Here is a 12899-nt window from a genome sequence, read left to right on the forward strand (position 1 = left end):
GAAACTCCCCGACAATTCTCATTACTCCGTAACTGTTACCGAAACCTCTTGGGACAAACCATTCTGGCAACATACATAGACATCGCATGTGCCGGGGCTTAAGCCTGTGATCTTACCAACCTTATCTACTGAAACCATCTCAGGTACATCCGATATGTAGCGGAATCTTCTGGCATGCCTCTCACTAAGAGACTTCTTTTTCTTATCCTCATAAATGATCTTAGCATTTATTCTGGTGCTCTCTCCCACCTTGACTGTAAGGCTCTTGGCAGAGAGCTTAAGCTTCTTCGGATTTGTATACTTACAGTTTTTTCCTGCAAAATGACAGCTCAGAGTCTTTCCTATTCGATTACCGCTACTGTCATAAGCAACAAGGTACATCTTGTAATTTCTCTTCTGATTTATCTTCTTTCCCCTGATAGAAGTTATTGTAACCTTCCTGCTTCTGGTGGTCTTTGTTGGCTTACTTGTGTATTTTGTACCACAGTATGCTACATATACATCAACCTTACCCACATCACGGATTTTGTTCCACTTTATGATAATTTTATCATTGGTCTGCTTTATCGTTATATGAGGCTTGAATACCTCCTCATCCTCATCCGAGTAGGTGATGGCATAGGTTGAAAAATCATATATAGTGGCATTTATCTTGTCAGTAGTCGAACTACCATGAATTCTAAGGATGCCATTATGTATGCTTATAAGATAGAATGTTCTCTTCTTATCTGTTGTGAGCAGGTTATTAGGCACACTGACTGTAGCCTTTATGTTCCTGCCATTAAGCTCTGTAATTCTTCTCTTATAGCCTCTTCCGAGTTGAAAGAACATGGAAAAATCGAGATACATTCCGACTTTTCCATCGCTAAGGATTGCTGCCTCCTCTTCGATGCGTTTCTTATCATTAGCCGTTACTGTATTATCAATATTTGTGATCTCGAGCCATAATCTCCCGTTAGCACCCTGGCTTATCTCGTTTTTTTCTTCTTCCGTAGCCAGGTCCCAGGCAACCTCTTCTGTCAGCCCGTTCACCTTCATCTCTGGAGTGTTCTCTTTTTTCTCGATATCCACTTCCATGTCTCCGGAATTATCTTCCGGCTCTGGAGTAGGTGTTGGAGTTGGAGTAGGTGTTGGTGTGGGCGTTGGCTCAGGGGCAGGTTCGGGATCCGGGGTTGGGTCTGCCTGTTGTTCCTTTACTGTCACAGTAGCTGCCTTACTACTCTCTGACAAGCTTGATGTTGATATTGTATTTGTAACAACACACTTATAATAATAATTGCCAACAGCCATTGTTTCCGGACTTGGTATGATATAATCCTTACTTGTTGCTCCGGTTATAGCATTAGAATCTCCAGGTGCAAAATCGGAAGTATTCCCCTTATGCCACTGATAAGATAGTGTTCCAAGATTGGTTGCTGTAGCAGTAACAGAAAGTGTTCGCTGAGTGCTGTCACCTTCAAACCATTCAAGATCATTAAGTCCTGTTATTTTAGGTTTACTTACTGTTTCAATATTTCCAGCTGAATCTACTAGAAGATTTTTTAGAAATTGCTTAGCAGCAGCTGTAGCTGGCGCTATTCTATCTGAAGAAATATGAGGTGAAGTTTCTGGATTAATCCAATTTGCATCCGATAAAGCAGTAATATATCCTTCCCCGACCTTCTGATCTACAGCAAATATATGTCCCTTGTCCCCCTTCATCACCCAAACTGCTTTACTAGAGTTACTCTGTATATCAGCATAGTCACTAATAAATATTTTATCGCAGCCTTGCGTTAAACTTTGCTTAGCTGGGTTAAAAATCATATCACGTTCATTTCCACTAATATTAGTAATCTCAAAATGACCACCTACAGCTACTGCCAATTCACTTAATGCTTGATTGAATTTAGTAGCAAATCCCGGTACTTCGCCATTCATTATTATTCTCCCACCGGCATTTACAAAATCAACAAGTAGATTTTTATTAATATTCTCTTGCCCCAAGAGAGATAGCTCATCATTTTTATTGGATGGAATAATATAAACCATATCCACCCCCTTTAAATCATTTCCAGTAAGCTGCACTCTTTTATATATTCGTTCAACCGTCACTGTTATATCCGGTGCCATACTACCATAATAATTCTCTACTCTATCAGCCCAATTTTCAGTAGCAGAACCACTTTCTGATCCATATGGTACCCACAAAAGAACCTTATAGTTCGTTTTAGCCTCTACTTTTAATACTTCCCCCGGCAAGGCATCACTAAACAATCCCGCCGCGACAATTATCGCAAGCAAGATTCCCAGAAGTCTTTTCTTTATTGATAATCCCTGTTTCATAAGAGTTCCTCTCTATAAAAGCTACTACAGAAACTCCCCGACAATCACTTTTACTCCGATACAATAACGGTAACCCTTTTTGACATTCCATTCTGGCAACATACATATACATCACTTTTCCCCGGACTTAAGCCTGTAATGTTGCCCTTTTTATCTACTGCTACTATCTCTGGAATATCAGATACATAGCGGAACCTTGCCGCATGTCTCTCACTTAGCGGCTTCTTTTTCTTATCCTCATACGTTATTTTTGCACTTATTTTGGCGGTTTCCCCAACCTTAACCATCATTTTTTTCGACGATAATTTTAGTTTTTTAGGATTCGTATACTTACAGTTTTTACCTGCGAAATGACAGCTTAGAGTCCTTCCAATACGATTGCCTTTACTGTCATAAGCCACAAGGTACATTTTATAATTTCTCTTCTGATTGAGTCTTTTGCCCCTGATGGATGTTATGGTAACCTTCCTGCTCTTTGTCGATTTTGTGGGCTTTTTGGTGTATTTTGTGCCGCAATATGCCACATATACATCAACCTTTCCAACATCAGTAAGTTTTTTCCACTTGACTATGATCTTACTATCTGTCTGCTTTATCTCAATGTTTGCCTGAATGACTTCCTCGTCCTCATCTGAATAGATAATGGCATAAGTTGAAAAATCATAAATAGTAGCATTTATCTTATCTGATATCGTACTTCCATGAATTCTCAGAATACCATTATGTATACTTATAAGATAAAAAGTCCTTTTTTTCGCTGTTGTAAGCAGCGAATCAGGAACACTGACCGTGGCCTTTATGCTCTTCCCGTTAAGCTCAGTTATTCTTCTCTTAGAGCCACCATCCAGTTGGAAAAACATTGAAAAATCGAGATAAATTCCTACCTTTCCATCGCTAAGGATTTTGGCTTCATCTTCAACACGCTTCTTGTCATTTGCAGTCACTGTGTTATCAATATTTGTGATTTCAAGCATCAGCTTTCCATCTTTACCTGCACTGATTTTTGCCTTTTCATCGTCGGTAGCAAGTTCCCATGCCAATTCTTCTGTCATCCCACGGACCTTGATTTCCGGAGTATTTTCTTTTTTCTCAACATCCACTTCCATATCACCTGACCCAGTTGTAGGCGTGGGAGTGGGGGCAGGGGTAGGATCTGGTGTCGGATCAGGCGTCGGGTCCGGTGTGGGATCTGGCGATGGATCTGGCGTCGGATCAGGAGACGGGTCCGGTGTAGGATCCGGCTGGCCTCCCTGCTGCTTCACAGTTACTGTGGCAACTCCGCTTGTAGCAGAGGCATACGCCGTTGCTTTAGAATTATTCACAACGCATCTATAGTAGTATGTACCTGCCGCCATACTTGACGTATTTGGAACAGTATACTCGCTGTTTGTAGCTCCGCTTATTATATTTGAGTCTGAACCTCCGGGCTCAAAACTTGAAGAATTCCCGTTATACCACTGATAAGTAAATGCCTCAGAATTAGCTGCTGTAGCAGAAACACTGAGCTTACATTCAGTTGAATCTCCCTGATAAAATGTCTTACTTGATGGTCCTACTATCTTAGGTTTATTAACAGCTATCATATTTTCAGCAGAATCTGATATGATATTACTTAAAAATTTCTTTGCAGCATTGTTAGCCGCATTTTTTCTAGTTTGATCAATAGAAGTATTACTGTCAGGATTAATCCATCCGATGTCAGAGATAAAAGTAATATTGCCATTTCCAACCTTTTGATTAGCAGCAAATACCTTATTATTCGAATCTTTAAAAAGCAGTTCTATATTACTGCCGCTACATTGTATATCTGTAAATTCATTTGGACAAATTGCCTCACAGCCTTGCGTTAATTTAGTGTTTGAAGTCTGCATATTATTTTCATTACTATTGCTATTTAAGAATGAAAAACCGCAGATTAATGCTGCAGCAAGACTATTCAGTTGGTCATCAGCACCCCGATAACCTTCACCTGATGTATTACTGGTTTTTACTTCGCCATTCATTACAATTCTGCCACCGGAATAAAGGAATTGCTTAAGTAAATTCACATTGACATCTACAAAATTCAGCTGACTTGAACTGTTTGATGGAAAAATATAAATCATATCCACGTTTTTTACATCATCATATTCCAGTTTTGTATTTCCAGCCTTTTCTTTAACAGCAACTCCTGCTATACCCAAAAAATGAGTCTTAAGTGTGTCATACGTTTCACTTGTAACAGCAACCGGTGTCCATATAAGAACATTATAGGTCGTTGCGGCATTTGCTCGGATAGTAAGCCCAGGCAAGGCATCAGTAAATAATCCTGCCGATATGAAAAGCATCAGAAAAAAGCCTATTATTCTTTTTCCAATAGATAATCTCTGTTTCATGCAAGTTCCTCTCTTTAATAAGCAATTGCAGAACCCCCAACAATCTTCATTACTCCGTTATTATCTATTTTTTTAATCCGTCACATTAACATAGACCTCTCTTGCCAGCCCATTCTGACAGCATACAAAGACATCACAGCTTCCTACACCCATGCCTGTAATATTGCCATTCTTGTCTACCGAAGCTATTTCAGGAAAATCAGAGACATAACGGAATCTTTTGGCATGCTTTTCACTAAGAGGCTTCTTCTTATTATCTTCATATGTAATTTTTCCTCTGATCTTAACTATTTCCCCTACTTTAATATCGAGTCTGTTTGCGGATAATTTTAGCTTTTTAGGATTTGTATATTTACAGTTCTTCCCTGCAAAATGTAGGCTTAACGACTTTCCTATACGATTACCGCTTGTATCATATGCGATCAGACACATCTTGTAATTTCTTCTCTGATCTATTTTTTTACCTCTTATGGATGTAACCGTAACCTTCTTGCCTCTGGTTGTCTTTGTAGGTTTTTTTGTGTATTTTGTGCCACAATATGCCACATATACTTCAACCTTTCCCACATCACGCATATCGTCCCAATTGATCATTATTTTTTTACTGGTCTGCTTTATCGTAATATTTGTCTGTAAAACTTCCTCTTCTTCGTCTGAGTATATAATGGCGTACGTAGAAAAATCATAAATAATGGCATTTATTGTATCACTCAAAGTACTTCCATGAATTCTAACAACTCCGTCATGTATGCTCACCAGATAAAACTTCCTCTTTTTTTCAGTCGTCAGAAGCCTGTCAGGAACAGTGACCGCAGCTTCTATGCTCTTCCCATTAAGTTTGGTTATCCTTCTCTTATTCCCCTGCCCAATCTGGAAGAACATTGAAAAATCCAGGTACATTGCAGCTGTACCTTCATTAAGAAGTTTTGCTTCTTTTTCCATCAGCTTCTTTTCACCGGAATCTACCGTACTGTCAATGTTTGTAATTTCAAGTAATAGTTTTCCGTTTGCGCCACCGTTTATTTCTGTCCTCTCTTCATCTGTTGCAAGCTCCCAGGCAATATCCTGTGTCAGTCCTTTTATACTAATGTTCGGTGTATTTTCACGCTTATCTATATTTACTTCCACTGCTCCCTGATTACTGTTGTTATCAGCCTTAACTTCTATAGTCGTCCAAGGCATAGCCTCAGAAAGTATTCCTGCAGCCATAACAAGAGCCATGGATATTCCTGCAATTCTTTGTCTTACTAATAATCCCTTTTTCATAAGAGTCCCTCGCTTTATAAGTTGTTAAAAAAACTCCCCGCAAACTTTCCCCTTATATAAAAATCTTATCATATTCTCAATCCCCCAAATAGGGCACAAACCCTGACAAACACTTAATTCTTGCTAAACTTTATAAAGCAAAAATAAAAATTATAAAAATATAAAAATACACTTTGTTGAGAAAAAAAAGAGATAACCGATTTGCTTTCTCGGTTATCCCTTATAATCACAATTTATATATTATCATGCCTTTTGAAGGCTCTGGAGCATCTCAATTGCTGTTCTGCTCTCCACCCCACTAACTGTCATAGCAGGGGAATCATATTTTCCCAGAAGCTTATACCTCATTTCTTCAGGGTGATTGTAAAGCTGGTCCATGATGTGATCAAATGCTTTTTTCCATTCCATACTCATACTCCTTGCTAATCTGAAAGTCCCCACCATCAGATTCTGAATTCTACGTCCGTCTTTTTCTCCCCCCAGATTGAAGACAACCATATTTTTCAGATGCAAGGTTTATATTATAGCATTACCACACTTCGTTCAAGGAACAAAAACTTAAGAAATTCTTAAAATTTTATTATCCATATTACAATTATTTATTGAACAAAAAACCATATATACAAAATAACTATTTTATGCTTCTTTAAAATCATTTATCCGAAACAACAACTTTCATTCCATATATTGTACCAATCATGAGAACTACTCCAATTGGCAGGCATATCAGCCAGTTCTGAACAAAACCTGCAATTACATATGACAGGAAAGAAATAATCGCGGCAGTGATCGCGTAAGGAAGCTGTGTTGACACATGCCTTATATGTTTACATTCAGCGCCGGCACTGGCCATTATAGTTGTATCCGAGATGGGTGAGCAATGATCTCCGCAGACAGCGCCTGCCATACATGCAGAGATTGCAATTATCATCAGCTCGTTGTTCATATCTGAGCCAAACACCTTTGCAACGATTGGAATAAGAATTCCGAAGGTTCCCCAGGATGTTCCTGTAGCAAATGCCAAAAAAGCTCCGATGATAAATACAAATGCCGGAATCATTTTCATGAATGTTCCTCTGTCTGCCACATTGGCAACAAGGCTTCCTACATACTCAGCAGCTCCCAGAGAGTCAGTCATGGATTTGAGTGTCCATGCAAAGGTCAGGATAAGAATTGCAGGTACCATGCTCTTAAATCCCTCAGGAATAGCATTCATACACTCACTAAAACTCAAGACTCTGGTCGCTACCATAAATATAATGGTAATGATAAGAGCTGTTACCGAGCCAAATACAAGGCCTACAGAAGCATCTGAACCTGCAAATGCATCTACAAAGCTTACACCTTCAAAAAATCCGCCTGTATAAATCATGCCGATTACGCAGCATACTATAAGTGTCACAATAGGAAGCACCAGGTGAATAACCTTTCCTCGAAGTGAAACCGGTGGTTCAGGCTGATCCTCTGCACCTGTCAAGCTGGAGTGGCTCTTTTCCAAATCCTTTTCATCATCTCCCTTACCCCATGCATTGAGCTCAGCCTTTCTCATTGGTCCAAAGTCAATCTTGGTCAATGTAATAGTCAGCATCATTACTACAGTAAGAATTGCGTAGAAATTATATGGTATAGCCCTTACAAAAAGTGTCAGACCGTTTGCTCCGTCAACAAAACCGGTTACGGCAGCTGCCCATGAAGAAATTGGAGCTATAATACATATGGGAGCTGCTGTAGCATCGATAAGGTATGCCAGCTTTTCCCTTGAAATCTTGTGCTTATCAGTAAGAGGTCTCATTACAGAGCCTACTGTGAGGCAGTTAAAATAGTCATCAATAAAAATGAGACATCCAAGTGCTATAGTCGCAATCTGTGCTCCTATCTTGGTTTTAACGTGGGAAACAGCCCATTTTCCAAAGGCCGCCGAACCACCTGCCCTGTTCATCAGCATTACCATGCTTCCCAGGATGACAAGGAATATCAAAATTCCGACATTCCAGCTATCCGATAATTGTCCGATCATGCCATCTACGAAAACATGCTGCATAGTTGCCGTTAAATTAAAGTTTGTGTAGAGAAGACCACCAACCAGAATTCCTACAAAAAGAGATGAATAAACCTCTTTGGTGATCAGTGCCAGAGCTATCGCAATGATAGCAGGCAGAAGTGCCCAAAAGCTGTTAGTGAACATAAAATCCCCCTCCTATTCCTTTTTATAGTTTTATTATAATAGGGACTATTGAATATTGATACTTTTTTTATTCAAAATCGTGCATATTTTTATAAGTAAAAATGTTTGTGACTATATAAAGCTATAGCCCCACAGCCGGAGCCGTGAGGCTATAGAATACCGAGTCATATTAAAAATGCAAACCCGCTATAAAATGTATTATCTCTTACAAGAATATACAAATTCCAAAAATCCGGTTATTATACAATACCCTGAGCCTTCATAGCCTCTGCTACCTTAAGGAAGCCTGCGATGTTAGCACCTGCAACATAGTTGCCCTCCATGCCGTACTTCTTTGCAGCATCGTCAATATTGTGATAGATGTTAACCATGATCTGCTGAAGCTTAGAGTCAACTTCCTCGAATGTCCAGTGAAGTCTCTCAGAGTTCTGGCTCATCTCAAGAGCTGATGTAGCAACACCACCTGCATTAGCAGCCTTACCACCTACAAACATAACCTTGTTCTGCTGTAAGTACTCTGTAGCCTCGATAGTTGTAGGCATGTTAGCACCCTCGCATACAGCCTGAACACCGTTAGCAACGAGCTGCTTAGCATCCTCAAGGTGAAGCTCATTCTGAGTTGCACAAGGAAGAGCAACATCACACTTGATGCTCCATACTCCTCTGCCCTCATGATACTCAGCAGACTTTCTTGCTGCAGCGTACTCTGTGAGGCGTGCTCTCTTAACTTCCTTAACTTCCTTAAGAAGTGCTACATCAATTCCCTCTGAATCATAAATCCAGCCTGTAGAATCAGAACATGTAACAACCTTTGCACCAAGCTGCTGAGCCTTCTCGATAGCATAAATAGCAACGTTACCGGCGCCTGAAACAACTACTGTCTTGCCCTTGATGTCAGAGCCATTGCACTTAAGAAGCTCCTGTGTAAGATAAAGAAGACCATAACCTGTAGCCTGTGTACGAGCAAGTGATCCGCCATATGTAAGACCCTTACCTGTAAGAACGCCTTCGTATGTATCACGGATTCTCTTGTACTGACCATACATGTATCCGATCTCACGTCCGCCAACACCGATATCACCTGCAGGAACGTCTGTGTCAGCACCTATATGTCTGAAAAGCTCAGTCATGAAGCTCTGGCAGAATGCCATGATCTCTCTGTCTGATTTTCCCTTAGGATCGAAATCAGAACCACCCTTACCACCGCCAATGGGAAGGCCTGTAAGTGAGTTCTTGAAAATCTGCTCGAATCCAAGGAACTTAATGATACCAAGATTTACTGAAGGATGGAAACGAAGTCCTCCCTTGTAAGGTCCAATTGCTGAATTAAACTGAATACGGAAACCGTTGTTGACCTGAACCTGTCCCTTATCGTCTACCCACGGAACTCTGAAAAGAATCTGTCTCTCGGGAGTGCAAAGTCTCTCAAGCAGAGCATCCTTTCTGTATTCTTCCTCGTTAGCATCAATAACGACTCTAAGAGAATCAAGTACTTCCTTTACAGCCTGATGGAATTCCGGCTGTGCAGGGTTCTTCTCAACAACATAATTGTAGACTTCATCAACGTATGACATTTTATTGCTCCTCCTATTGATAAAAAAATTACGGCGTATCAAACCCTTTGGTCAGCTTCCGCATTTTTGTACAAAAAAAGAGCGTAAAGCTTTAAAGGTCTTTACGCTCCCTTGCGTAGACACCACTGTCTGACAAGTATTATTCCACAGCAATCATAAAACGTCAAGCACTTTATTGCGTTAAATCGAAAAATTGTTTTTCTTACCTCAGCACAGGATAAATAAGAGTACTTATTTTTTTGAGGGCAAGGTTGCATTTTTTAGACAGAAACCAGCAGAAAATTATTGCAATAAACACTATCTTACATACCACGGAGGCAATCGCTATTCCTGCTATTCCATAGCTTTTTGCGAGCATCCATGATAATACAACTTTTCCACTCGTCAATATATAAAAAAGAATTCAATTATCTGTATTTTCATCCATTATTCGTTCCTGAGGAAACTGAACCCCAGTCTGATTACGTACAAAATCCATTATATTCATGATCTTAAGAGAAAGTGCATGAGGCATCTCCGGGCACTCCTTCCATCCCTCTTCAAGAGCATGAAAAGCTGACTGAACCTCGTATTCATAACCGGTTATCTGCTTTTCGCGCTTATAGAATCCAATCTTTTCACCTGCATTGTTATAGACTGTGATGCTTGAGTAATTATTGATGTCCTGCACTTCTATGTGTCCGTTAGCACCATATATGATTCCCTTGCAGGGACCGTAAGCTGAAGCAGAGCAGGTAACTACAGCCATCTGTCCCGAACGATACTTAAGTGTTACTATGTCCTGAATATCCATTCCCTGCTCGTTTAAGACTGCCTGGCTACGAATATCAGTAATATCCTCCCCCAGGACCATAGACGCAAATGTAAGTCCGTATACACCTATATCAAGGAGTGCTCCACCACCCAGTGATGCATCCTGAATTCTCTGCTTCCACACCATGTTAAAACTAAGGTCAGCCATAACCATGGATATCTCACCAATAATATTGCTTGCAAGAATCTCTTTGAGTTTTCCGGCAAGAGGCAGGAATCTTGTCCACATTGCCTCAGTAAGAAGTAGTCCCTTTTCGTCTGCGAGATCAAACATTTCCTTAGCCTGTGCTTCGTTAAGCATAAAAGCTTTTTCACATAAAACATTTTTGCCGCTCTCAAGCGCCAGCTTTACATTATCATAGTGAGCTGAGTGAGGAGTAGCTACATATATCAGATCAATTTTGGGATCCCGGCACAATTCCTCATATGAGCCATAAAAGTTCCTAATCTTAAATTCTTTGGCAAAATTCTCAGCCTTCTCTTTGGTTCTTGAAGCAACTGCGTAACACTGCACGCCTCTCATTCCTTCAAGAGTTTTAGCCATCATTCTGGCTATATCGCCTGTTCCCAGGATTCCAACCTTTTTCTTATTAAACATACTCATACCTCTCTCTTTAATAAAAAAGAATGTCGCTTGCGACATTCTCGCGCCGAGCGCGGTTGCAGCATGCAACATATTCCTTTCGCGCGATGTGCAGATCACTTGGCGAGGTTTTTTCGAGCCTAGTGAAATGTCATACACAGTAGTGCGCATCCTCACGGAGTGTTTTTTATAGCATAGGAAAGCAATTTCCTATGCTATAAAAAACGCGCAGCACTGATAGTGCCACGCGCTTTAATTCATTATATTCCATTAAGCAGCAAATGTCGCGATTATTTACTCTTTTTTAAGAAATTCAGATTTTATATAGCCGGACTTACCATTATATTCTACCTTTGCCCAGCCACTTGCATACTGTTCCTTAACATCAACAAAATCATTTGCATAGATTGTAGTAACAACATCTGTATCGGTGCTCTGACCCTTACGAAGTTTAACTGCCTCTGACACCTGCATCTTACCTGTATCGTAGACACTTACCTTTGAAGAGTTGTTTGCTGTCTGCTCCTCAGTTTTCTCCTCAGTCTGCTCTTCAGTAGTTTCCTCGGTGTTCTCCTGAGTCTGTTCATCTGCAGTCTGCTCGCCGGCATCAGCCTGGTCCTCAGTAACCTCTTCAAAGAACTCTGTCTTCACGTAGGCTACGCCACCATCATATTCAATCTTGCTCCAGCCATTCTCAAGTGCTTCGAGCTGAGTAAATTCCTGACCAATCTCAGTCTTGGTAATCTTATCAGCGGTCTCCGAATCAGATGTTCTGATATTAACTACATCTTTTGCTCTGATCTTCTTTGTAACGGGCTGAGCAGGTTCCTCAGCAGGGGCTTCTGCTGTTTCGCCCTCCGCGGTAGTTTCAGCGTTCTCACCCTCCGCAGGAGTAGTAGCTTCACCGTCTGTAGCTTCTGTGCCCTCAGCACCTTCAGGATTCTCAGCAGTTTCTCCCTCTGCAGATGTTCCGTCTGCCGCAGGAGCCTCCGCAACAGTTGTATCACCTGATTCGATTGCTGCCAAAGCCTCACCTACAGATACCTGAATGCTGGCACTCATGTCTGAAAGGAACTGAGCAAGGCCTTCATTTCCTGCGATAATGTCATTATAATTTGCCGCAACTGTGTTATTCAAATCTACCACATCTGCCTGCAGTGAAATATTACTTATATACTCAGTAATCTTATCATCAACAACATCGCCGTTAATATAAAGACTGCCGTTCTCATCAGTACAAACAAACATAGTCTGCATTCCGGGAAGTGGCGTATCATACCCATTAAAAAGAACTTCCGTGTATACATAAGCTACATAGCTTCCTGCTACAGGTCCGGGCTTAGTATAAACATCAACTGTAGGAATATCACTTATATACTGTGATACCTCCTTAAGTCTAAGCTCCTCTGTTGACTCAAGTCCCGTATAAATTGACTTGATAGTATCCATGTCCCCGGCTGCATATGCTGAAAAATACTTGCTCATAAGTGCATTTACATCTTCATAAGCATTTTTCTCAAGATCAACCTCGGGTACTATGTAGCTGCCGTTTTCATCAACCGTAACCTGATCGTCATCTGTGGTCGATGGAATAGTTCTGTTATTAGCACTAAGCGCTATCACGATGGTTATACCAACGGCAACAACAAGTATTATCGGCATTACCAGCTTTTTATTATCAGAGATAAACTCCCAAAAGTTCCGCTTATCCTGCTTAGCAAACGGGTTCTCAGGTTTCTTATTCTTGTTAAAATTCATTCCTTTAAAATTCATAGATT

Annotated in this window: 8 protein-coding genes; all 8 read right to left on the reverse strand. The window is 40.5% G+C overall.

Going from position 1 to position 12899, the window contains the following annotated elements; all coding sequences use genetic code 11:
* Positions 1-21 precede the first annotated feature (21 nt).
* Positions 22-2325: an Ig-like domain-containing protein gene (locus ACHCNF_RS04615; RefSeq protein ID WP_408071619.1), complete on the reverse strand. Its 2304-nt coding sequence runs from the start codon at positions 2323-2325 to the stop codon at positions 22-24.
* 50 nt (positions 2326-2375) lie between these two features.
* A complete protein-coding gene (locus ACHCNF_RS04620; protein ID WP_408071620.1) occupies positions 2376-4700 on the reverse strand; it encodes an Ig-like domain-containing protein in 2325 nt (774 codons plus the stop codon).
* A 72-nt stretch (positions 4701-4772) separates the two neighbouring features.
* A complete protein-coding gene (locus ACHCNF_RS04625; RefSeq protein WP_408071621.1) occupies positions 4773-5966 on the reverse strand; it encodes a hypothetical protein in 1194 nt (397 codons plus the stop codon).
* Between the two features lie 243 nt (positions 5967-6209).
* Complete coding sequence (locus ACHCNF_RS04630) at positions 6210-6374, reverse strand: hypothetical protein (RefSeq protein WP_408071622.1); 165 nt, start codon at positions 6372-6374, stop codon at positions 6210-6212.
* Positions 6375-6618: 244 nt separating this feature from the next.
* Positions 6619-8151: a Na+/H+ antiporter NhaC family protein gene (locus ACHCNF_RS04635; RefSeq protein ID WP_408071623.1), complete on the reverse strand. Its 1533-nt coding sequence runs from the start codon at positions 8149-8151 to the stop codon at positions 6619-6621.
* Between the two features lie 239 nt (positions 8152-8390).
* Positions 8391-9725 carry an NADP-specific glutamate dehydrogenase gene (gene gdhA, locus ACHCNF_RS04640; protein WP_408071624.1) on the reverse strand — a complete coding sequence of 445 codons (1335 nt, stop codon included), beginning with the start codon at positions 9723-9725 and terminating at the stop codon, positions 8391-8393.
* 403 nt (positions 9726-10128) lie between these two features.
* A complete protein-coding gene (locus ACHCNF_RS04645; protein WP_408071625.1) occupies positions 10129-11142 on the reverse strand; it encodes a Gfo/Idh/MocA family protein in 1014 nt (337 codons plus the stop codon).
* Between the two features lie 273 nt (positions 11143-11415).
* Entirely contained in the window at positions 11416-12894 is a 1479-nt protein-coding gene (locus ACHCNF_RS04650; protein ID WP_408071626.1) for an SH3 domain-containing protein, read from the reverse strand.
* Between the last annotated feature and the right edge of the window lie 5 nt (positions 12895-12899).

The sequence above is a fragment of the Butyrivibrio sp. NATIVEDY162 genome, from assembly GCF_045999815.1.
Taxonomy (GTDB): domain Bacteria; phylum Bacillota; class Clostridia; order Lachnospirales; family Lachnospiraceae; genus Butyrivibrio.

Excerpts from the sequence above, each read along its gene's own strand:
- ACHCNF_RS04615 (WP_408071619.1), bottom strand. The coding sequence starts at position 2,325 with ATGAAACAGGGATTATCAATAAAGAAAAGACTTCTGGGAATCTTGCTT.
- ACHCNF_RS04620 (WP_408071620.1), bottom strand. The coding sequence starts at position 4,700 with ATGAAACAGAGATTATCTATTGGAAAAAGAATAATAGGCTTTTTTCTG.
- ACHCNF_RS04625 (WP_408071621.1), bottom strand. The coding sequence starts at position 5,966 with ATGAAAAAGGGATTATTAGTAAGACAAAGAATTGCAGGAATATCCATG.
- ACHCNF_RS04630 (WP_408071622.1), bottom strand. The coding sequence starts at position 6,374 with ATGGAATGGAAAAAAGCATTTGATCACATCATGGACCAGCTTTACAAT.
- ACHCNF_RS04635 (WP_408071623.1), bottom strand. The coding sequence starts at position 8,151 with ATGTTCACTAACAGCTTTTGGGCACTTCTGCCTGCTATCATTGCGATA.
- gdhA (WP_408071624.1), bottom strand. The coding sequence starts at position 9,725 with ATGTCATACGTTGATGAAGTCTACAATTATGTTGTTGAGAAGAACCCT.
- ACHCNF_RS04645 (WP_408071625.1), bottom strand. The coding sequence starts at position 11,142 with ATGAGTATGTTTAATAAGAAAAAGGTTGGAATCCTGGGAACAGGCGAT.
- ACHCNF_RS04650 (WP_408071626.1), bottom strand. The coding sequence starts at position 12,894 with ATGAATTTTAAAGGAATGAATTTTAACAAGAATAAGAAACCTGAGAAC.